This window comes from Actinoallomurus acaciae, from assembly GCF_042429965.1.
In the GTDB taxonomy this organism is placed as follows: domain Bacteria; phylum Actinomycetota; class Actinomycetes; order Streptosporangiales; family Streptosporangiaceae; genus Actinoallomurus; species Actinoallomurus acaciae.
In genome coordinates, this window is the sequence record NZ_JBHLZP010000025.1 from 9,262 (window position 1) to 30,529 (window position 21,268).

At 69.9% G+C, this 21,268-nt stretch carries 17 protein-coding genes; 15 read left to right on the forward strand and 2 right to left on the reverse strand.

Features of this window, described 5'->3' with window-relative positions; genetic code table 11:
• Nucleotides 1-70 precede the first annotated feature (70 nt).
• The 5 genes from ACFFNX_RS05730 (at nucleotide 71) to ACFFNX_RS05750 (ending at nucleotide 8,086) form a co-directional block, all read left to right on the forward strand.
• Nucleotides 71-568, forward strand: a complete 498-nt coding sequence (locus tag ACFFNX_RS05730; RefSeq protein WP_378196281.1) for a hypothetical protein — start codon at nucleotides 71-73, stop codon at nucleotides 566-568.
• Nucleotides 569-2,902, forward strand: a complete 2,334-nt coding sequence (locus ACFFNX_RS05735) for an MFS transporter (RefSeq protein WP_378196283.1) — start codon at nucleotides 569-571, stop codon at nucleotides 2,900-2,902.
• Entirely contained in the window at nucleotides 2,899-5,730 is a 2,832-nt protein-coding gene (locus tag ACFFNX_RS05740) for an ABC transporter permease subunit (protein WP_378196286.1), read from the forward strand. The genes ACFFNX_RS05735 and ACFFNX_RS05740 overlap by 4 nt, the downstream gene beginning before the upstream one ends.
• Before the next feature lie 63 nt (nucleotides 5,731-5,793).
• Nucleotides 5,794-7,134: a type 1 periplasmic-binding domain-containing protein gene (locus ACFFNX_RS05745; protein WP_378196289.1), complete on the forward strand. Its 1,341-nt coding sequence runs from the start codon at nucleotides 5,794-5,796 to the stop codon at nucleotides 7,132-7,134.
• A 43-nt stretch (nucleotides 7,135-7,177) separates the two neighbouring features.
• Entirely contained in the window at nucleotides 7,178-8,086 is a 909-nt protein-coding gene (locus ACFFNX_RS05750; RefSeq protein WP_378196292.1) for an SMP-30/gluconolactonase/LRE family protein, read from the forward strand.
• A 49-nt stretch (nucleotides 8,087-8,135) separates the two neighbouring features.
• On the opposite strand, the gene ACFFNX_RS05755 is transcribed toward ACFFNX_RS05750, so the two are convergent.
• Nucleotides 8,136-10,247, reverse strand: a complete 2,112-nt coding sequence (locus ACFFNX_RS05755) for a beta-galactosidase (protein WP_378196295.1) — start codon at nucleotides 10,245-10,247, stop codon at nucleotides 8,136-8,138.
• Nucleotides 10,248-10,504: 257 nt separating this feature from the next.
• On the opposite strand from ACFFNX_RS05755, the gene ACFFNX_RS05760 reads away from it, so the two are divergent.
• Nucleotides 10,505-11,290 (forward strand): SDR family NAD(P)-dependent oxidoreductase, encoded by a 786-nt coding sequence (locus ACFFNX_RS05760; protein ID WP_378196298.1) that lies wholly within the window; start codon nucleotides 10,505-10,507, stop codon nucleotides 11,288-11,290.
• A gap of 130 nt (nucleotides 11,291-11,420) precedes the next feature.
• The gene (locus tag ACFFNX_RS05765; RefSeq protein ID WP_378196301.1) at nucleotides 11,421-12,104 is read left to right on the forward strand and encodes a GntR family transcriptional regulator; all 684 of its coding nucleotides are present in this window, start codon (nucleotides 11,421-11,423) and stop codon (nucleotides 12,102-12,104) included.
• Between the two features lie 7 nt (nucleotides 12,105-12,111).
• Here ACFFNX_RS05765 and ACFFNX_RS05770 read toward each other — a convergent pair whose 3' ends face one another.
• On the reverse strand, nucleotides 12,112-13,194 hold the full coding sequence (locus ACFFNX_RS05770; RefSeq protein ID WP_378196304.1) for a serine hydrolase domain-containing protein: 1,083 nt from the start codon (nucleotides 13,192-13,194) through the stop codon (nucleotides 12,112-12,114).
• Between the two features lie 225 nt (nucleotides 13,195-13,419).
• Between ACFFNX_RS05770 and ACFFNX_RS05775 the strand changes: the two genes are divergently transcribed.
• The 8 genes from ACFFNX_RS05775 to ACFFNX_RS05810 all read left to right on the forward strand — a co-directional run bounded on the left by ACFFNX_RS05775 (nucleotide 13,420) and on the right by ACFFNX_RS05810 (nucleotide 21,038).
• Nucleotides 13,420-14,460, forward strand: coding sequence for a thiamine pyrophosphate-dependent dehydrogenase E1 component subunit alpha (locus ACFFNX_RS05775; RefSeq protein WP_378196306.1), 1,041 nt, complete (start codon nucleotides 13,420-13,422; stop codon nucleotides 14,458-14,460).
• A complete protein-coding gene (locus ACFFNX_RS05780; RefSeq protein WP_378196309.1) occupies nucleotides 14,448-15,422 on the forward strand; it encodes an alpha-ketoacid dehydrogenase subunit beta in 975 nt (324 codons plus the stop codon). The genes ACFFNX_RS05775 and ACFFNX_RS05780 overlap by 13 nt, the downstream gene beginning before the upstream one ends.
• An 85-nt stretch (nucleotides 15,423-15,507) precedes the next feature.
• Complete coding sequence (locus ACFFNX_RS05785; RefSeq protein ID WP_378196312.1) at nucleotides 15,508-16,503, forward strand: zinc-dependent alcohol dehydrogenase; 996 nt, start codon at nucleotides 15,508-15,510, stop codon at nucleotides 16,501-16,503.
• Nucleotides 16,504-16,575: 72 nt separating this feature from the next.
• Nucleotides 16,576-17,364 carry an SDR family NAD(P)-dependent oxidoreductase gene (locus ACFFNX_RS05790; RefSeq protein WP_378196315.1) on the forward strand — a complete coding sequence of 263 codons (789 nt, stop codon included), beginning with the start codon at nucleotides 16,576-16,578 and terminating at the stop codon, nucleotides 17,362-17,364.
• 68 nt (nucleotides 17,365-17,432) lie between these two features.
• Nucleotides 17,433-18,464: a Gfo/Idh/MocA family protein gene (locus ACFFNX_RS05795; protein ID WP_378196318.1), complete on the forward strand. Its 1,032-nt coding sequence runs from the start codon at nucleotides 17,433-17,435 to the stop codon at nucleotides 18,462-18,464.
• Nucleotides 18,465-18,495: 31 nt separating this feature from the next.
• Nucleotides 18,496-19,623 (forward strand): alanine racemase, encoded by a 1,128-nt coding sequence (locus ACFFNX_RS05800; RefSeq protein WP_378196321.1) that lies wholly within the window; start codon nucleotides 18,496-18,498, stop codon nucleotides 19,621-19,623.
• A gap of 724 nt (nucleotides 19,624-20,347) precedes the next feature.
• Complete coding sequence (locus ACFFNX_RS05805; protein ID WP_378196324.1) at nucleotides 20,348-20,854, forward strand: hypothetical protein; 507 nt, start codon at nucleotides 20,348-20,350, stop codon at nucleotides 20,852-20,854.
• A gap of 34 nt (nucleotides 20,855-20,888) precedes the next feature.
• On the forward strand, nucleotides 20,889-21,038 hold the full coding sequence (locus tag ACFFNX_RS05810) for a hypothetical protein (protein ID WP_378196327.1): 150 nt from the start codon (nucleotides 20,889-20,891) through the stop codon (nucleotides 21,036-21,038).
• The last annotated feature ends 230 nt before the right edge of the window (nucleotides 21,039-21,268 follow it).

A 21,268-nucleotide genomic window follows, 5' to 3' on the forward strand; every position in this document is an offset into this window, starting at 1 on the left:
GATCCGACATCACACTGAGCCCCGCCGCTCTCGCCGAGCCGTGAGCACCTAGCGGAAGGTGGGCCTTTACTTGTCCAACCATCGAAAACGCGGATTCACCGCAGGTGTGGCCGCGCTCCTCGCGCTCACCGGCTGCGGCATCAGGGACATCAACCTCGTCGAAGATCGCCGGATCCACATCGACGCGCCACATGACCAGCAGCTGGTCCGGCTCCCGATGACGCTCCGGTGGTCCGCGCGCGGAGTCGGTCCTGGCCTGACCTACGCGGTGTTCCTCGACCGTCCGCCGCTACGGCCCGGAAAGACCTTGAAGTCCCTGGCGAAGGACGCCGAGGACGACGCCTGCATGGCCCGGCCGGACTGTCCGGACGCGGCGTGGCTGGCGGGCCGGGGCGTGTACCTCACCGAGAACCGGTCCCTGGTCCTGGCGGCGCTGGCCGACCGAAGGCCCGAGAACCGGCCGAAGGCCCGCGACGGCCACGAGGCCGTCATCGTGCTGCTCAACGGCACCCGCCGCGTTGGCGAATCCTCCTGGTATCGGCAGTTCTACATTGAGAGGGGCCGGTAGATGACCGCGGTCGGAGACGGTTCCACCGGCTCTGCCGGTTCCAGCGCTTCCGGTGGTTCCACCAACCCCACCGGTTCCGGCGAGGCCGGGCGTCGACACGCCGAGGCGGCCGCGTCGATCGAGGCGATCGAGCGCTCCCGTGAGCGGCTCCGCCTGGCGGGCCGACGCAGCCTGGGCATCACCGGCTCCGACGAAAGCCCGGTGCCGCTGCGGCGGGCCGTCGCCGAAATCGGCTGGTACCCCCTGGTCGCGCTCATGGCGCTGATCCTCATCGACCAGTTCCTGGCCGGCGGGCTGCTCACTCTGGGCCCGGAGATCTCCCGGACCTTCGGGGTCGGAGCCTCCACCATCGCCGTGATCTACGGTCTGCAGGCCCTGGCGATGTCCCTGGCGTCGTTCCCGCTGACCGCCATGGTGCAGCACCGGCCGCGCCGGGCCCTGGCGGCGGTCGGAAGCGGTTTCGTCTGGGCGGTCGCGACGGTCTTCGCCGGCCTCGCGACCGGTGCCTGGTCGATGGCGCTCTTCATCTGCGTGTACGGCGCGGCCAGCGGATCGGTCCGGTCGCTGCACCTGCCGCTGCTGTTCGACACCTACCCGGCCGGGACCCGCGCGCGGATCTACTCCTTGTACATGACGGCACTGTGGGGTTCGCTCATCCTCGCGCCGGCCTTCATCGCGCTGATGAGCGTGTTCCACCTCACCTGGCGTGGCGTGTTCCTGGCGATGGGCTGCTTCTCGTTCGCCGTGGTCCTGGTGACGGTGCGCCTGCGCGACCCCGGATTCGGCCGCTGGGACGCGGAGAGGCTGCGGGCCGTCGTCCACGAGGAACGGACCGTGAAGACCACGGCCGCGCCGGAGGCGCCGGAACCGGAGCAGGACCGCACGGTGCCCGGCGCCCCCGACTCGTACGAGACGAGCCTGCGTTTCTTCGAGGTGGTGCGGCGGCTGCTGCTCATCCCCACGATCCGCCGCTTGCTCGTGGGCTACGTCGCGCTCGGGGTCATGCTCACGCCCCTGATCACCTTCTTCAACTTCTTCCTCGACGAACAGTGGCACCAGGGCCGGGTGGGCCGTGCCGTGTTCGGGGTGGCGACCAACGCCCTCGCCCTTCCGTGCCTGCTGCTCGCCGGTCCCCGGATCGAACGCCTGTACGCGCGGAACCCGGCTCTGGTCAGCAGGTTCGCCGGCCTGCTGCTCACCGTGGGGGTCGTCCTCATCGGAGTCTCCGCGCTGCTTCCCGTCTTCGTCCTCATGGCCGCCGCGAACGCGGTCGGGATGGTCGCCTTCGCCGTCGCCATCACGGCCATCAGCACCGCGCTGGGCAACGTCGTGCCCGCGCGGATGCGGGCGCACGCCGCGAGCCTGGCCAACATCGCCCTGTACGGAGCGGGTGGCCTGGTCGGCCAGCTCTTCCTGTCCGGCGTCTATGACCGGAGCGGGCCGGTCGTCGCCATCGTGTCCCTGACGGTTCCGGGGGTCATCGCCGGTGTCGTGCTGTTCGGCTCCGGCAAGACGATCAACGAGGACCTGGACCGGATGGTCGAGGAGATCGTCGAGCAGGAGGAGGTCAGCGCGGTGCTGTCCTCCGGCGGGCGGCTGCCGATGCTCTCCTGCCGGGATCTGCACGTCGGCTACGACGACGTGAAGGTCCTCTTCGGTGTGTCCTTCACGGTCGAGGAAGGGGAGATGGTCGCCCTGCTCGGCACCAACGGCGCCGGCAAGTCGACGCTTCTCAAGGCCATCTCCGGGCTGGCCCCGCCGACCGGGGGAAGCGTGCGCCTGCACGGCGCCGACATCACCTATCTCGAACCGCAGCGGCGCGTACACCTCGGCGTATGCCATGTCGCCGGTGGGCGCGGGAGCTTCCGCGACCTGACCGTGGTGGAGAACCTGCGTACGTACGGCTATGCGCTCGGGCGTGACCGCAGGGCGGTGGAACGCGGTCTGGAGGCCACCTTCGAGGCGTTCCCGCGGTTGGCCGAGCGGCGTGACCAGCGAGCCTCGACGATGTCGGGCGGTGAGAACCAGATGCTGGCGCTGGGGCGCGCGCTGATCATGCGACCACGTCTGCTGCTCATCGACGAGTTGTCACTCGGCCTCGCGCCGAAGATCGTCGGCGAGCTGCTGGAGATGGTTCGCCGGATCAACGCCGAGGGCACCGCCGTGGTCCTGGTCGAGCAGAGCGTCAACATCGCCCTGTCCGTCGCGGACCACGCCTACTTCATGGAGAAGGGCGAGATGCGATTCGACGGCTCGGCCGCCGGCCTGCTCGGCCGTACCGACCTGCTCCGTGCCGTATTCCTGCGGGGCGCGACACAGGCGGTGACCTCATGACGTCGGCCATCCACATCCAGACCGCGCCGGTGGCGCAGGGCGCGATCAACGGCCTCACCTACGGCGCGCTGGCCATCGGGCTGATCCTCGCCTACCGGTCGAGCCGGATCATCAACTTCGCCCAGGGCTCGCTCGGCACGGTCGCCGCCGCGGCCGTCGGGATGTCGGTGGTGAAGTGGCACCTGCCGTACTGGCTGGTCTTTCCCCTCGGTTTCGCCATCGGCGCGCTCTCCGGGATGCTCGTCGAGGTGGTCGCGGTGCGTCGCCTCCGCAAGGCCCCGCCGACGATGAGCATCGTCGCCACACTCGGCATGGCGGCGTTCCTCACGGCGCTCAGCCAGGCGATCAACACGAAGATCACCACTGGGTCGCTGTACCCGCAGCCCGCCGGGATCCCCGGATTCAGCCTCGGCAGCCTGGTCGTGACCCCCGCCTACTCGGTCCAGCTCGTCGGCACGCCGATCCTGGTGATCGGGATCGCGCTGCTGCTGCGGCACACCCGCTACGGCATCGCGATCAGGGCGTCGGCGGACAACCCGCAGGCGGCGGTCCTGGCCGGGGTGTCACCGGGACGAATGGCCTGGATCGCCTGGGGCATCGCGGGAGTGCTCGCCGCCTACGCGGCGATCCTGCAGTTCCCCTCACAGGGCTTCGTCGGCATCGGGCCGTCCTCGCTCGGCACCGGGCTGTTGCTGCGCGCGCTGTTGCCCGCGGTGGTCGCCCGGATGAACAACCTTCCCCTCGCGCTCGGTACCGGTGTGGCGCTCGGTGTGGTGGAGAGCGTCGTGCTGTGGAACGGACACGAGGGCGGCCAGGTCGAGTTGTTGGTGTTCCTGGTCATGCTGGTCGTGCTGCTGGCCTACTCCCGGCAGCGTTCCGGCCGTGAGCGAGAGCAGGGCTCCTGGCTCGCGGTACGGGCGTGGCCGCCGCTGCCCGAACCGGTGGCCCGCCTGTGGGGAGTTCGCAACCTCGGCCGGATCCTCGCGGGCGTGCTGGTCGCCGCCCTGGCCGCCGGGGGCCTGTGGCTGACCAACAACGTCGCCGCGACGATGACCGCGATCCTGGCCTTCAGCCTGATCGGCATGTCGGTGTACGTCACCTCCGGCCTGATCGGGCAGCTGTCGCTCGGCCAGTTCGCGCTGGCCGGGCTGGGCGCGCTGCTGTCCTACCGGCTCATCCTGCTCGGGCTCGACTTCTCGCTGGCGTTCCTGGCCGCCGCGGTCGGCAGCGGGATCGCCTCGGTCGCGCTCGCGTTCACCTCGCTGCGGATCCGTGGTCTGATGCTGACCGCGGTCACCCTGTCCGTGGCGGTCATGAGCCAGAGCTGGCTGTTCCACCAGCCGTGGGCCTTTGGCCCGGGACGGCCGACCGGGCGGCCGATCTACTTCGGCCACGTGCTGGACACCGGCCGCGCCTACTACCTCTTCGCGGTCCCGGTGTTCCTCCTCGGCCTGTGGCTGACCGTCAACGTCGCCGGGTCCGGCCTGGGCCGCGCCTTCGTCGCGCTGCGCGACAACGAGGACGCGGCACGTGCGTTCGCGATCAGGGCGACGCGGCGCAAGATGCAGGCGATGGCGGTCTCCGGCGTGCTCGCCGGCCTCGGCGGCGCGCTGTACGGCCACGCGCAGTTCCGGGTCGGCGCCGACACGTTCCCCGCCGATACCGGCATCACCGTCGTGGCGATAGCGGCCATCGGCGGTATCACCATCGCCACCGGATCCCTGCTCGGCGCGCTCTACATCATCGGCCTGCCCGCCCTGGTGGACATGGGGGCCGCCGGGCTGGCGGCGAGCACGTTCGGCTGGCTCGTCCTCGTGCTGTACTTCCCCGGTGGCCTGGCGCAGCTCGTCCGGCCGGTGCGAGAACGGCTGATCGGCCTCGTGGTACGGCTGCACGGGGCCGATCGGCCCTCGGACGACGACGAACCCGGGGAGTCCGAGCGGGTCCCGCACCCGGCCATGCTGACCGGGGCCGACCGGTCCGAACGGCCGTCCGCGGACGCGCCGGTGGTCCTCTCGGTGACCGGCGTCAGCAAGAACTTCGCCGGCCTGAAGGCCCTCGACCAGGTGACCTTCGACGTACACGAGGGTGAGATCCTCGGGCTGATCGGCCCCAACGGCGCCGGCAAGACGACGCTTTTCGAGACCATCGGAGGGTTCGTGGCGCCCACGGCCGGCAGCGTCCTGCTCGACGGCACGGACGTCACCGCCTGGTCGCCGGAACGGCGCGCCGCGGGTGGCCTCGTGCGCAGCTTCCAGGACGCCCGGATGTTCCCCACGATGACCGTCCAGGAGGTCACCGCACTCGCGGTGCGGCGGGAGTCGCCCGCGAACGCGCTCGGGTCGGCGTTCGCCTGGCCGGCCGCCCGGCGCTCGGACCGCCGGAGCCGAGAGAGAGCCCTCGAACTCCTCGACCAGATGGGCCTCACGCGCTACCGGAACACCGCGGTCGGCGCGCTGTCGACCGGCACCCGGCGCATCGTCGAGCTGACCTGCGTGGTCGCCATGTCCCCGAAGGTCATCCTGCTCGACGAGCCGTCCGCGGGCCTCGCCCAGCGCGAGTCCGAGGCGCTGGGACGGCTCATCCTCGGCATGCGCTCGACCCTTGATGCGAGCGTCCTGGTCATCGAGCACGACATCCCGCTCATCCTGGCCATCAGCGACCGGGTCCTCGCGATGCACCTGGGACATCCGATCGCGGTGGGCGCTCCGCAGGAGGTGTGCGACCACCCCGACGTGGTCGCCGGCTATCTCGGCGGCGACCCGACCGCCATCGCCCGTTCCGGCGCGGCGGGCGACCGGCCCGACCCCGTACGACCGGCCCACTGACGGCCGTCCGCATTCCAACGTCCGGCCTCGATGCGACACAGCACTCGTAGAAGGTTGCCTCTCATGTCCATGCGTTCGCTTTCCCTGACCGCCGTGCTGTCCATCGCGCTCCTGCTCAGCGCGGCGTGCGGCGGATCCACCGTCGACGGCAAGTCCTCGGGCACCACGAACCGGCAGGTGAGCGGGCCGATCCGCCTCGCCTACGTCGTCCCCGACTGGACCGCTCTGGCCAAGGCGCTGAAGGATCCGACCCTGGATCCGCCCAAGATGATCGTCTCCGCCAAGAAGGAGTTCACGGCGCTGGTCGCCTGGGCGAACAAGAACGGCGGTGTGGGCGGCCGTCGGATCGAGGCCAAGCCCTACACGATCGACCAGTACGTTACGCCCGACCAGATGACCAAGTACTGCGACCAGATGGCCGAGGACGACCGGCGCGAGGTCGTCATCGACGCGTCGATCTTCACCGCCGAGCAGGGCTGGCAGTGCATGGCCGATCACAAGATGGCCTACACCGGCATCGCCACCGCCACCGACTCGACCTTCCTGAAGTCGGTGGCGCCCTACATCGCCACGACGTACGCCACCATCGACACCCAGATGAAGGCGCTGGCGTCGCTGGCGAAGACCGCGGGCTTCCTTGACGGAGCCAAGGTCGGTGTCCTGCTCACCGACCTTCCGGTGATGCACCGCAACTACGAGCAGGCGATGAAGCCGGCGTTCGCCGCCGCCGGAGTCCCCGCACCGCAGGTCAAGTACATCACCAGCAACGACCAGGCACAGACCGACAACGCGGTGCTCGGGTTCAAGTCGGCCGGCGTCAGCCGGATCTTCATGCTCACCAGCGTCGTGGACTACCTGAACTTCTCCAACCAGGCCCAGAGCCAGAACTACCACCCGAGGTACGGCTTCTCCGACTACCAGGCCATGGTGCAGGTCGCCTCGCAGTACGGAAGCCCGAGGCAGAACGCGGGCGCGATCGGGGTGAGCAGCGTGGTCGGCCCGTCGGGCATCGCCGCCGACGCGAGCCGGGTCAGCAGCGACCGTACTTCGCCGTACGAGGACGACCAGGTCACGCCGGGCTTCAAGTCCTGCATGTCGATCCTGTCCGGCGGCGTCGGCACCGACTACATGAACCCCGGACAGGCCGGTGCGAGCACGTTCCAGGCCTCCTACTGCGACGGGTTCATGCTGTGGCTGGACTCGGCGCGCAAGATCGGCGCCGGCTGGACGCCGGAGAGGTTCGGGCAAGGGCTGGCCGCGCTCGGCTCGTCCTACGCATCGTCCCGTATGGCCTCCGTCGACTTCTCCGCGGGCTCCACCGGTGGGCCGGTGACGTTCGGACTCGGCGAGTACTCCGCGAAGTGCAAGTGCTTCGTCAAGAAGCTCGACTTCATGAGGCCCTGACCTTTATCCACCATGCCGGACCCGGCCGTAACGGAGGAGACCGATGACCGAACGACCCGGGCGTGAACCCACCCTTCTCGCCGAGGGATTCCATTTCCTCGAGGGCCCCCGATGGCGCGAGGGCCGCCTGTACGCCTCGGACTTCTACGACCGGCACGTTTGGTCGTTCACGCCGGACGGCACCGGCGAGAGGATCATCGAGGTCCCCGGACAGCCATCCGGATTGGGCTTTGACCCCCAGGGGCGGCTGCTGGTCGTGTCAATGCTCGACCAGCGGCTGCTCCGATGGGAGGAAGGGACGCTGCTGGAGGCCGCCGACCTGTCCGGCCTGGCGATCGGGCCGGCCAACGACATGGTGGTCGACGAAGCCGGAGGTGCCTACGTCGGCAGCTTCGGCGTGCCCGACCCCTCGCGTCCGTCCCGGATCGTGGCGACCAACCTGGTGCGCGTCGAACCGGACGGGAGTACCTGGCCGGCCGCCACCGGCGTGGTCTTTCCCAACGGTGTGGTGATCACGCCGGACGGGAGGACGCTGTTGGTGGCCGAGACCTTCGCGGCGCGGATCACCGCCTTCGACCGGGCGCCGGACGGATCGCTGTCCGGCCGCCGGGTCTGGGCCGACTTCGGCGGCGGCACCGAGTTCTACGACCTCGAAGAGGCGACGGAGCGCCAGCCGGTGCTCCCCGACGGTATGACACTCGATGCCGAAGGGTGCCTGTGGGTGGCCGACGCGAAGGGGAAGGGCGCGATGCGGGTACGCGAGGGCGGTGAGGTCATCGACCGTGTCGACACCGGTGACCTGTCGGTGTTCGCGCTGACGCTCGGTGGCGTGGACCGGCGAACCCTCTTCCTGTGCGCCGCGCCGCCGTTCGGCACGACCGACCCGGCGGCCGTACGCCTCTCCGCGCTGTTCTCGTGCGCCGTCGACGTTCCGGGCGCCGGTCGGCCATGACCCAAGGAGGCGTGGGCGGATCCGTACGGGGATCCGCCCACGCCACGCGTCAGTGCGGGACCGGCGGTGGACAACAGAGGACATGGCTGCCGCCCGGGGCCAGGGAGAGGGTGAGCGACGCCCGTCCCTCCTGGCTCGTCACCTTGGCCGTGGCGCCGGTGAGCAGGTCTTCGGCCAGGTCGCCGTCGAACAGGTCCGCGGAGCCGGTGAACGACACCGTCGTGGCCTCGCCGTCGTTGGTCACGAACAGCAGCCGGTGGTCTCCCGACCGGCCGGTACGCCACTGCACGACCTCGCCGTCACCCACATCGCATCGCAGCGCCGTGGGGGCGCCGGCCTCGACCAGGGTACGGAGCAGGCCCTCCAGGCCCGCCGAACGCTCACCGTCACCGGCCAGACCTGCGTGCAGGCCGACCGCGACGACCGTGCCGGATCCGACCGCTCGGCGGATCAGCGCGGGGCCGTGGGACGACGCGCCGAGCACCTCCGCACCGGTGGCGTCGAACTCCTCGAGCCATCCGGCGACGGGCAGCGAGCCGGTGACGCCGTCGACGGTGAACGCGAGTGTCCCGGCGTCTACGGGGCGCCGCCCGCGGCTCCGGACTCCCAGGCGCGCGGCGAACGGTCGTTCATCGGGGTAGCGGTAGAAGCCCAGCGGCGAGTAGGCGTCCACCGAGGACTCGACGATGAGGGTGCCACCGGCCTCGGTCCAGCGGGCCAGGGCGTCGGCGGCCTCCGGTCGTACGACCAGCGCCCAGGGCAGGATCAGCAGCCGGTAGGGCGACAGGTCGGCGAGGTGCGCGCTCTCCAGGACGTCATAGGGGACCTGAAGGCGTTCCAGCGTCTTGATCCAGCCCGCCGTGTCGTCCATCGCCTGGCCCGCGTCGGCACCGTTCATCGCGAAGTCCGTCCGCGCGGCCGACGGCTCGTAGACCACACCGACCGCCGCCTGGTCCGGGCGGTAGCCGTCGAGGATCCCCGCGTGTGCGCGCAGTACGCGCGTGGTGTCGCGCAGAGCGGCGAGCCGCCGCTCCGCGTGCCCGTCGTCGCCCGCCACACCGAAACCTCCGGACTCGCGGCCGAACACCTCATCGCGCCAGCACCAGAAGTTGATCGCCTTGGCACCCCGGCCGTAGGACGCCCAGATCCAGCGTTGCTGGAGGTCGGCGTGCACCGGATCCATCGCCGTCAGCCCGGCGCCGGCCGCGCCTCCCTGCAACTCCGACACCCAGAAGGGACGGTCTCCGGTCGCGGAGCGTGCCGCCTCCAGACGTAGGCCGAACTCCGGCGGGGTCCGGGCGAACCAGGCCGGGAACTGCGAGACGCCGAACCCGTCCAGCCGGGACGCGAGCTCCCAGTCGCTTCCGCGCAGCAGCGGCTGCTCGTGCCGGCCGGTGGGCCGGACCGGCAGCGGCATCAGCCCGTGGGCGATGACGGGGTGGTCGGGATCGGCGGCACGGATCGAGTCCGCCCGGTGGGACAGCAGCCCGGCGGTGCGGTCCGACAGGAACTCGCAGAACTCGATGGTCTCCACCCAGCTCCGGCCTGGTCCGCGCCCCGGAGGGGCGTCCTCCCAGCAGGACAGCCTGCGATGCCAGGCGGCGGAGAGGGCGTCGACGGTGCCGTACCTGCGCCGCAGCCAGTCGTGCCAGGCGGCGAGCGTGTGGTCGCAGTAACAGGTGTAACCCGCGCTCTCCTCCTTGACCCGGACCTCGTTCCAGCAGTCCCACACCAGCAGTTCGCCGGACCCGGCGTAGCGGCCGGCGAGGTCGGTGAGGAACCGGCCGATCAGCTCCCGTACACGAGGGTTGTCCGGGCATCCACCGGGGACGAGCCCGACGGGGGAGTAGCTCATCGTGGCGGACTGCTCCGGGCGGCCGAGGTGGTCCACGAGGCGGGAGTCGGGGACCTCCCGGTGGATCCAGTAGGGGAACAGCTCGGCGATGGTGTTGACGATGACCTTCAGGCCGGCCCGGCCGGCCTGCTCGAACAGCTCATCGACGTCGTCGTAGACGAACCGTCCCGGCTCGGGCTCCAGCCAGGCCCAGGTCGCCCAGATCTGGATCGCCTCCAGGCCGGTGTCCCGGATCTGGCGCAGATCTTCGCCCCATCGGGCCCGGTCGGGAAACGGTGGACGGTAGTACTGAGTCGCCAGCAGCACGCGTGCCTCCTCGCCAGCGCGGTCCGCTCCATGGCACGAGAACCTCGATGCCAGGCAGAATTGGATCCATGCTGTCCGATCGGTGTGATCACGTCAACCGTCGGGCCTGGTCTCGGCTTGCGTGTACATACGGCTCCGATCACCGCTCATGTGCGATATCGGAGAGCGTTCGGGGGTTGGGGTGGCGCCGTCGAGAGTTGACGGCGTCCGCCGCGAGTGTCATCTTTGGATCCATTGGCGGACAAGGGGTGAGGCGAATGGCGACGTCGGCATCGACATCGGCGGAGCTGTCCGGCCGGGTCGCGCTCGTCACCGGGGCGGCCCGCGGGGTCGGGGCGGCCATCGTCCGGTGTCTCGTCGCGAACGGAGCCTCCGTCATCGCCGGCGACGTGCGCCACGACGCCGTGCGGGCACTCGCCGCCGAGGTCGGAGCGCGAGCCTGCCGGCTCGACGTGACGGCACAGGCCGACTGGGAGGCCGCCGTCGGCCTGGCCGTCTCGGAGTTCGGCCGGCTCGACGTGCTGGTCAACAACGCCGGCGTGATGGAGGTGGCCGGGCTGACCGACGCCACACCCGAGCACGTCGACCGCATGGTCTCGGTGAACCTGCTCGGCTGCGTGCTCGGGATCCGTACGGCGGGGCGCGTCATGTCCGAGGCCGGCGGCGGCAGCATCGTCAACCTCGGTTCAGTGGTGGCGACCACGCCCTGCGAGGGCCTCGGCGTGTACGCCGCGAGCAAGGCCGGCATCGCCGCGCTCACGAAGGTCGCCGCCATGGAGCTCGGGGGCTCGGGGGTCCGGGTGAACGTCGTCCGGCCGGGCGGGGTCGACACCGAGATGGGCGCGCCGGGCGGCGTGCACCCGCCCTTCTACGCGCGCATGGCGCTGGGCCGGATCGGCGGCCCGGCCGAGATCGCCGAGGTCGTGGCGTTCGTGGCCTCCGATCGCGCCTCGTACATGACGGGCGGGGAAGTGCTCGTCGACGGTGGTTGGACCGCGGGCCGCTACGCCGCCGAGATGGACGCTCCGGTGGTCGGTGGGTGATCGGTTGCGTGCTCGCGGCGGACCGGGCAACCTGGAGAGGAAACGGAATGTCGGTGACCATTGATCGGGCGGCTTACTCCTACGGCGGCGGTGCCGTCATCGTGAGCCCGTTGTCGGTAGAGACGGTGACGTGAGCACGACGGATACCAGCGGCGACGAGCAGCGGGACTACGAGCCGCGCGCGCAGATGGTCGCGCAGTACCTGCGCGAGCAGATCTTCGAGGGGCTGATCAAGCCCGGCACGCCGGTTCGCCAGGAGGCGGTGGCCAAGGATCTGGGAGTGAGCCGGATCCCGGTTCGCGAGGCACTCGCCCTCCTCGAACGCGAAGGACTGGTCACGATCCGGCCGCACAGCGGCGCGAAGGTGGCCGTCCTCGACTTCGACGAGTGCATGGAGCTCTACAAGATCCGCGAGCGGGTCGAGCCGCTGGCGCTGTCGGAGAGCATCGGACTGCTGACCGAGGAGGAGCTCGCGCGAGCGTGCGCCTTCGCCGACCAGGCCGAGTCGGTGGCCGGAAACTACGTCGCCTGGATCGAGGCCGACCGGCGCTTCCACGTGAGCTGCATCGCGAGGGACCACCTTCCCCACCTGACGCGGCTGGTCGAGGGGTTCTGGAACACCACGCAGCAATACCGCCGGATCCTCGTCAAGCAGTTCGAGCCGGAGGACTTCACCCTCTTCCAGTGCGACCACCGGCTGATCGTCGAAGCGCTCAGGTCGCAGAACCGCCGCGGCGCCGAGGACATCATGCGGTTGCACATCGAGCGCGCGCGGCTGCGGATCGCCGCGCTGCGCGAGGACTTCGACCGCTGAGCCCCGCTCACCCGGCCGGTTCGAGCAGAGAGGCGGCGTGGGTGGAGAGCCGTACGGCGCGTTCGATCTCCCCGGCCGGTTCTGGAACGACGCCGTTGGTGAGGTAGGCGAAGGACAGCCCGGTGGCCGGGTCGGCCCACGCGACCTGGAAGTGGGCGCCGGCATGGCCGAACGCGGCCGGTGAGCTGGTGTGTCCGAAAGCCCCGTAGCGCCGGGTGTGCTTCCCGTCGGCGCCGGCGATGACCAGCCCCCTGCTGCGGTTGCACGGGACGCGGAATATCGGGTCCCGCAGTTCGCAGCGGATCGTCCCGGTGGCGTCGGCGAGCACCTCGGGCTGCCACAGGTGCCCCGTGTCGTACAGGAGGGCCTGGTAGAAGCGGGCCAGTTCGGCCGCGGTGAAGAAGGCGCCCCCGGACGGCAGGCCGGCGGCCCGTACCTCCGGTTCGTTCATCGCGCGGTCGATGGCGGGGGTTCCGCCGCCCCACTCGCCGGTTCCCATCCACGTCACCGTCGCGATGTCCTGCTGCGCCGCCGCAGGGATGCCGAGGACACGCGGGAGGCCGAGCGGCCGGCACACCCGCTCGTGGACGAAGTCGCGAAAGTCGGTCCCGCTGAGGCGTTCGATGATGTCGGCGAGGACCCAGTGCGCGGACGCGCTGTGGTAGGCATAACGGCTGCCCGGCCTGGTCGCCGGACGCCACCGGGTGAACTGCCGCCGTCGCCGGTCCGGCTCGGTTCCGTCCCGCCACGTCATAGGGGCGTTCGCGAGCCCGGCCGTGTGCAGCAGCAGGTGGTCCACGGTCACCGTCTCTCTGCCGTCCGCGTCGAACTCGGGGACGTAACGGCCGACCGGCGCGTCCGGATCGACCAGGCCCTCGCCGAGCAGCAGCCAGATCGCCGAGGCCACCAGCGCCTTGGTGATCGACCGGGCCGCGAACCGGGTGCCGGGGCCGGCGTCGCCGAACGTCTCGAAGGCCACGATCTCGTCGTCGAGCCCCACCGAGATCTGGCACGCGGGGACCAGTCTCGCGTCCACGTCGGCGCGTGCGGCGTCGAGAAGCGCCTGGAGGCGTGCTGCGGTCAAGTCCATCAATGCTCCCCTAATTGGATCCGATATAACGATCCGGGGTGGACGGATACCTGTCAACTGGCAGGAACCGGTGTGATTCGAAAGTTAATCGGATCCGATCTATTGACCCGTCGAAGTGGATCCAATAATCTGGCAGTCCCCAGCGGGCCGGAACCGGCGTTGACCGAGCGGCCCGTACGCGGTCGATGAGTCGACGCGTGGGCCAAACTCATCCGGGAGCGGTACATGATCACATCGGCTGACTCCGCCGCCGACGCGAACCAGGGCAATGCCGGCGGGCCGACACCCGTCGACCTCGAGCTGCGGCTGAAGATCTATCGGCTGCAGGTGGAAATGCGGAAGTTCGAGAAGCGGGTGTACGACCTCTTCATGAAGAACCTGGTCAAAGGGACCATCCATCTGTCGCCCGGCCAGGAGGCGATCGCCGCCGGGTTCGGGGCGGCCATGCGCCCCGACGACTGGACCTACGCCACCTACCGCGGCCACGCGCACACGCTGGCCCGGCGGGTGCCGATGGTACCGATCATGTCCGAGCTGATGGGCCGGTCGACCGGCCTGCTCGGTGGCAAGGGCGGATCGATGCACCTGACCAGCGTCGATCACGGAGTGATGGGAAGCTACGCGATCATCGGGGCGCATCTGCCCATCGCCTGCGGAGCGGCCTGGAGCGCTCAGCTTCGCGGCACCGAGCAGGTCGCGGTCTGCTTCTTCGGCGACGGGACCACCAACATCGGGGCCTTCCACGAGGCGCTCAACTTCGCCGCCGTGTGGAGGCTTCCGGTCGTGTTCGTCTGCGAGAACAACCAATACATGGAGTACACGCCGATCGGCGAGGTCACCGCGGTTCCCAGCCCGGCCGCCGACCGCGCGAGCGCGTACGGGCTGGAATCGATCGTCATCGACGGCAACGACGCCGACGTCGTCCACCAGACCGCCCTGACCGCGCTGGCCAAGGCACGCGCCGGGGGCGGGCCGAGCCTCATCGAGGCGATCACGTACCGGCACGGAGGCCACTCCCGCGCCGATCCGGGCAAGTACCGGCCCGACGATGAGGTGCGGGAGTGGATGGCCAGGGACCCCGTGCCCCTCTACCGCGAGCGGCTGCTGGCCGCCGGCGTGGCCGAAGAGGTGCTGAACGAGATCGACACCGCGGTGACCGCCGCCGTGGACGACGCGACAGAGCAGGCGAGTGCCGCGCCCCGGCCTGGTCCCGAGGCTCTGCTGACCGATGTGTGGGCCGACGGAGGTTCGACGTGGCGAAACTGACATTCCGCAACGCGGTGGCGCGCGCGATCGCCCAGGAGATGCGGCGCGACGAGAGCGTCGTCCTCCTCGGTGAGGACGTGGCGGCCGCCGGAGGGGTGTTCAAGACCACCGTCGGCCTGCTCGACGAGTTCGGCCCCGCGAGGGTCCGCGACACCCCCATCTCCGAGCAGGCGATCCTCGGCGCGGCGATGGGCGCGGCGATGACCGGCATGCGCCCGATCGCCGAGATCATGTTCTCCGACTTCTACGCGGTGTGCTGGGACATCGTGGTGAACGAGATCGCCAAGAGCCGCTACATGACCAACGGGCAGGTGTCCTTTCCCCTGGTCATCCGCTCCGCCAACGGTGGCGGAGCGCGCTTCGGGGCACAGCACTCCCAGGCGGTGGAGAGCTGGGCCATGGCCGTGCCAGGACTGAAGGTGGTGGTTCCGTCGACGCCACGGGACATGGTCGGCTTGCTCGCCGCCGCGGTACGTGACCCGGACCCGGTCCTCGTCTTCGAGGCCAAGTCGATGTACGGGATCCATGAGGACGTCGAGGACGGCGAGATGGTCGACGAACTCGGCACGGCGACGGTGCGCCGCCCCGGCACGGACGCGACGGTGCTCGCGCTCGGGCCGATGGTGCCGCGCGCGCTTCAGGCGGCCGAGACCCTCGCCGGCGACGGCATCGACTGCGAGGTCGTCGACGTCCGCTCGCTGGTCCCCCTGGACACCGCCACGATCCTGGAGTCGGTCGGCCGTACGAACCGGCTGTTCACGGTGGAGGAGAACCCGCGTCTCTGCGGCTGGGGAGCCGAGGTCACCTCGATCGTCGCCGCGGAGTCGTTCCACTACCTGGACGGGCCGATCGTGCGGATCACGACGCCGCACATTCCGCTGCCGGCCGCCGAGTCGCTGGAGGATCTCGCGATGCCCTCGGTGGAGCGGATCGTCACGACCGTACGCGACAGCATGGACTGACCGTCCGTCCGCGGCGGGGAAGGACGTCACGACCTGTCCCACCATCGGTGGAGCACGGTCCCGGATTCGGTGGAATGGAGCTCTCATGAAGGGACTCGCGAAGCTCGCGGCGGGCGTCGGCCATCTCGGCCTCGTCGACCGGCCGGAGCGCGAGCCGGGCCCGGGCCAGGTGCTCATCGAGGTGCACGGCACCGGCGTGTGCGGCACGGACCTGCACATCGAGGCGGGGGAGTACCCCACCGACCCTCCGGTGACGATGGGCCACGAGGTGTCCGGCGTCGTCGCGGCCACCGGCGAGGGCGTCGACACCGCGTGGACCGGTACGCGGGTGGTGACCGAGACGTACTACGCCACCTGCCGTACCTGCCTGATGTGCCGGAGCGGGCGGCCGAACCTGTGCGCGGGACGTAGGTCGATCGGGTCGCGGGCCGACGGGGGCTTCGCGAGCAGGCTCGTCGTGCCGGTCGGCAACCTGCACGCGGTCCCGGACCGGCTCGGCGAGCACGCCGCCGCACTCGTCGAGCCCCTGGCCTGCGTCTGCAACTGCCTGTTCGACCCTCCCACGGTCACCGCCGGCGACGAGGTCCTCGTCGTGGGGCCGGGGCCGATGGGTCTCCTGGCGGCGCAGGTCGCCGCCGCGATGGGCGGTGATGTGACCGTCGCGGGTCTGCCCAGTGACGCCGAGAGGCTGGACCTCGCGCGGAGCATGGGCATGCGCACCACGATGGATCCGGCCGGGGCCGGCCTGGTCGACGTGGCGATCGAGTGCTCCGGAAGCGGCGGGGGAGCGGCCGCGGCGCTCGAGTCGACCCGCCCGGGAGGCCGGTACATCCAGGTCGGGGTGTTCGGGAGACCGGTGACGGTGCCGCTCGACCGGGTCTTCGAACGGGAGCTCGTCATCACCTCCGGCTTCGCCTCGACACCCGCGTCCTGGGCCCGGGCGATCGGACTGGTCGAGCGGGGCGAGGTTCTCCTCGAACCGCTGGTGAGCCGTGTCGCGCCCCTCGCGGCATGGGCGGAGGTCTTCGACGACCTGCGCCGCGGACACGGGTTGAAGTCCGTCATCGACCCTCGGCTCTGACCCGAGCACTCCGGCGACGGCTTCGAATGATCGATTCAGCACGACATCGGCACGACAGATGAGGAGGTCGACGTGTTCGATCTGACCGGAAAGCGCGCCGTGGTCACCGGGGCGTCCAGCGGCATCGGGCAGGCGATCGCGGTGGCTCTCGGGCAGGCCGGCGCCAACGTGGCCAGCCTGTACCTCGCGGGCAGGGAAGGCGCCGACGAGGCCGAGTCGGAGATCCGCGCGGCCGGCCGCGACACCCTGTTCGTCCAGGGCGACACCTCCGACCACGAGCAGGTCGAGGCGCTGGCCTCCGAGGTCGAGCGGCGATGGGGCGGGCTGGACATCTGGGTCAATAACGCCGGGTGGCTGCTGATCCGTTCGTTCCTCGACATGACCCACGACGAATGGCACCGCCAGCTCGCCACGAACCTGCACGGCTACTTCTACGGCTGCCGGGCCGCCGCAGCCAGGATGGTGCCGAGCGGGTCCGGCCGGATCATCAACGTCACATCGATCACCCGCGTGCAGCCGGTCTCCCAGGCCACCGCGTACGTCACGGGAAAGGGCGGCGTGCACGGCCTGACCACATCGCTGGCGGTCGAGCTGGCCGGGCACGGGATCACCGTGAACGCGATCGCGCCGGGCGCCACCGACACCGGGCTGACGGCCGGCGCCTACACACCCGACGTCCGTGCCGTGTACGAGGCGCGCATTCCGGTGAACCGCATCGCGGGCCCCTCCGACCTGGCCGGCGCCGCGGTCTTCCTCGCCTCCGATGAGGCCCGCTACGTCACCGGGCACGAACTCGTCGTCGACGGTGGCATGACCCTCAACGGTGACGTCGGCTTCGACGAGACACCGAGCTCGACCTGACCAGCCGACCACTGCCGGGACACGGCCACTTTCGCCCGTGGGCCGGCCGTACGGAAGGAGCGTGTCCGGTGCCGCCGCTACGCATCGGGATCCTGGGGGCGGCCCGCATCGCTCCCCAGGCGGTCATCTCACCCGCGTCGGAGCTGGACGGTGTCGAGGCCGTCGCCGTGGCGGCGCGCGACCCGGCCCGGGCGCGCGCGTTCGCGGACGCTCACGGGATACCGTGCGTCGCCGCGGGATACCGGGAACTGCTGGAACGCGCCGACGTCGACGCGATCTACGTGGCACTGCCGCTGGCGATGCACCACGGCTGGACGCTGGCCGCGCTACGGGCGGGCAAGCACGTCCTGTGCGAGAAGCCGCTCGCGGCGAGCGCGGAGCAGGCGGCCGAGCTGATCGCCGTGGCGGACGCCGCCGGACTGGTGCTGTGCGAGGCGGCGCACTGGCGGTTCCATCCGATGGCCGTCCGCGTGTCGGCCATCCTGGGGACGGGTGTGCTGGGGCGGGTACGCCGGATCGACGCCCGGTTCACCACCGCCATCACCGACCCCGCCGACATCCGATTCGCCCGCGACCTCGCGGGCGGGGCCATGATGGATCTGGGTTTCTACCCGGTCCACTGGGTTCGCACGTTCATGGGTGAGGAGCCGGACGTGGTCCGCGCCCATGCGGTCGAGGGTGCCCCGGGCGTCGACGTCACGATGACCGGCGAACTCGCCTTCCCCGGCGGGGCGCGCGGCCGGGTTCACGCGTCGATGGTCGCCGATCGGCGGTTCACCGCCACCGTGGAGATCGAGTGTGAGCGGGGTACGCTCAGCGCCGAGAACCCGCTGGCCCCCCATCTGGGAAACAGGATCACGCTGCGTACGCCCGAGGGCCTCACCGGCCATGAGTCCGTCGCCGGCGGAAGCACGTACCGGTACCAGCTCGCCGCCTTCGCCGAGGCGGTGCGCACGGGCGCGCCGCTACCCGGCGGCGGAGCCGATCCGGTGAACACACTGCGGGTACTGGATGCCCTGTACGACGCGGCCGGCCTGCCGCCACGCGCGAGCGAGCCCCCTCTCCCCACGTGCGCCGGCCGTCTTCCCGACCGTACGTAAGCACACCTCATCCTCACCGAGAGAGGCCACGATGAACGACGCCGCAGTGATCCGGCCCGAGGCGCGTGCCGCGTTCGCGCGATGGCCGCTACCCGAAGGGCTCGACACTCCTGCGGTCGTGGTGGACCTGCCGACGATGGAGGGCAACATCCGCCGTATGGCGACCGCGCTGGCCGAGCGGGGTGTCGGCTTCCGCCCGCACACGAAGACGCACAAGTGCGTGGAGATCGCACGCCGTCAGCTCGACGCCGGGGCGGACGGCATCACGACCGCGACGATCGGTGAGGCCGAGGTGTTCGCGGCCGCGGGCATCCGCGACATCTTCATCGCCTATCCGGTGTGGCCGTCGTCTCCCAAGGCTCGCCGCCTGGCCGCGCTGGCGGAACGCTGCCGGCTGCGGGTGGGCATCGACTCGGCCGCGGCGGCGGCGCCGCTCGGTGATGTCGCCCGCGGCCTTGAGGTCCTGATCGAGGTGGACTCGGGGGAGGGCCGTACGGGCGTGCCCGACGCGGGCGCCGCCGCCGACGTCGCCGGAGCCGCACGCGCGCACGGCCTGAACGTCGTGGGCGTCTTCACCCACGGCGGGCACTCCTACCGGTCGCCGGGCGCGACCGGCGAGGCGGCCGACGACGAGGTACGTTCGCTGCTCACCGCCGCCGAAGCACTGCGCGCCGACGGCCATGACGTCCAGGTCCTGTCCTCGGGGTCGACACCGACGGCGATCGCGTCCGCTCGCGACGGCGTGACCGAGGAGCGGCCCGGGACGTTCGTCTTCGGCGACCGCCAGCAGACCGCGCTGGGAGCGGTACGCCCGGAAGACGTGGCCATGGCCGTCGCCGCGACCGTGGTGTCGGTCAGCGCGTCTCCCCGTCGTTTCGTCGTCGACGCGGGCGCCAAGGTGCTGTCCAAGGACGGCCCGCCCACCGTCGCCGGCTTCGGCGCCGTTCCCACGTACCCGGACGCCGTGGTCACGCGCACCTTCGACCACCACGGCATCGTCGAGATCGGCGCCGGAGAGCGCCCGTCCGCAGGCGAGGTCGTCACGGTGGTGCCGAACCACGCCTGCCCGGTGGTGAACCTCGCCGACGAGCTGGTCATCGTCGAGGATGGGAAGATCGTGGACCGCTGGCCCGTCGACGCCCGCTGCCGCAACCGCTGACAGTGATGATGGAGGTGGACGCCTCCCGCCCGGGAGGAACTCGTCCGCACTCACCGGACGTGGCGTGGTGACCTTAGAGCGAGCCGGCCCGAGGGCGGCAAGGAACCTGCGAACCTGCGCCGACCAACACGGGGGTATCCGCCCTGCCCCAGTACGGGAAGGGGCCAGGGCAACACGGGTGCTGCGGCATCATGCGCGACTGTGCTGTTACGACTGGCCTACCTGACGGTAACGAACACGTTCGCGGTCCTGCGTCTTCTTCCGGCGAGCGATCGGGACAAGGACACCGAGATCTTGGTCCTGCGGCATCAGATCGCGGTCTTGGAACGCCAACTGGGCGACAGGAAGGTCCGGTTCTCTCAGCAGGACCGGGTCTTGCTTGCGGCGTTGCTGCACCGGCGGAGACCGGAGGTGCTATGGCAGATGCGGTTGCTGGTACGCCCGGACACCGCGCTGCGCCGGCACCGTGACCTGATCTCGCGTCGGCACTCTGCCCGGTCAAAGCCCAAGCGGCGGGGCCGACCGCCCACTGTGCGTTGCGTCCATGTCCTGGTGCTGCCCATGGTCCGGGGAGAATCCCGGGTGGGGATATCACGACAACCTTTGGGATCCCGTGATGGCGCGGCCTAAAGTATATAGGCTGGAGATAATTGGACTTCTTCGTGCTGGGTATCGATTTTCGCCAGACAGGAAATTTATTTTGCCGCCGTCATAGTGGAGAAGAATGAGCATTCCGGCTGAGGCTGTAGATCAGTTGCGGGTTGATCCAAAAGAGCGGTATATCGATTCGCCGTATCACTCAGAGCGTGACCGAGTGATCGGCGCGATCTGCCGGTCGCTTAATCATGAGGATGACTACGGCCAGGTTCACCTTATGCTGGGTGCGCTTAGTGAGACGCTGTTGACGGCGTATTGCCAGCGAATGGCAGTCCTGGCTGTACGTGAGAGGGAACCTAGATGGCTTGTCTTGGGGCTTCGGGCCGCAGCGCTGGCAAGTAGGATCGACGATATTAGAAATGTTATCATCGTGCTCTCCCTGCTTTGGCATAGCGCTCAATTGATCGACCAGTCGGCGATGTCGATGTTTTCGGGAGTGGCGGACGGAGCTGGTCGGTTCGGTGAGGCACTGAACTCTTTCGCAGCGCGTGACGAAAAGGATAAGAGTCTTTCTGCTATGATGTATTCCGTGCGCGGCGATGGGGCGGAGTTCGATTACGTCTGCGACTGGTGAAAATTTCCCTTCGCGCTGCGGAAGCTTGGCGCCCATGGTCGGCTCGGGGCTTACTCAGGTGCTGCTGGCCGATGGTAAGACGAAGGTGATCGGCCGCCGTCAGGCCGTGGTTGTGGCGGTTCGCTCCTACGCGGCGTTGATGGTCATGTACAACCTCACCATCGATCACGTCCACGCCTGTTAAGTCGAAGCGAGTGTCGCCCCGTTCCTTGTCCACAATGACATCTGCCCGCGATTCTCCGTCAACGGGCAGCGTGAAGCGCTCGACATCGCGACTGTCCTCGGCGGCAACGGGCGGCTGAATCACGCCTGGCGTCACTTGTAGGAGGCAGGGCTCGTTGGCAACCGGAGTAGGAAGCCGAGTCCCGGCGAACTTCGTGGGATACCGGCGATTGCTTTAGTTCCCGAAGAGTC

Coding starts and splice junctions, on each gene's coding strand:
- ACFFNX_RS05735 (WP_378196283.1), top strand. CDS start 569: ATGACCGCGGTCGGAGACGGTTCCACCGGCTCTGCCGGTTCCAGCGCT.
- ACFFNX_RS05740 (WP_378196286.1), top strand. CDS start 2,899: ATGACGTCGGCCATCCACATCCAGACCGCGCCGGTGGCGCAGGGCGCG.
- ACFFNX_RS05745 (WP_378196289.1), top strand. CDS start 5,794: ATGTCCATGCGTTCGCTTTCCCTGACCGCCGTGCTGTCCATCGCGCTC.
- ACFFNX_RS05750 (WP_378196292.1), top strand. CDS start 7,178: ATGACCGAACGACCCGGGCGTGAACCCACCCTTCTCGCCGAGGGATTC.
- ACFFNX_RS05760 (WP_378196298.1), top strand. CDS start 10,505: ATGGCGACGTCGGCATCGACATCGGCGGAGCTGTCCGGCCGGGTCGCG.
- ACFFNX_RS05770 (WP_378196304.1), bottom strand. CDS start 13,194: ATGGACTTGACCGCAGCACGCCTCCAGGCGCTTCTCGACGCCGCACGC.
- ACFFNX_RS05775 (WP_378196306.1), top strand. CDS start 13,420: ATGATCACATCGGCTGACTCCGCCGCCGACGCGAACCAGGGCAATGCC.
- ACFFNX_RS05785 (WP_378196312.1), top strand. CDS start 15,508: ATGAAGGGACTCGCGAAGCTCGCGGCGGGCGTCGGCCATCTCGGCCTC.
- ACFFNX_RS05800 (WP_378196321.1), top strand. CDS start 18,496: ATGAACGACGCCGCAGTGATCCGGCCCGAGGCGCGTGCCGCGTTCGCG.
- ACFFNX_RS05805 (WP_378196324.1), top strand. CDS start 20,348: ATGAGCATTCCGGCTGAGGCTGTAGATCAGTTGCGGGTTGATCCAAAA.
- ACFFNX_RS05810 (WP_378196327.1), top strand. CDS start 20,889: ATGGTCGGCTCGGGGCTTACTCAGGTGCTGCTGGCCGATGGTAAGACG.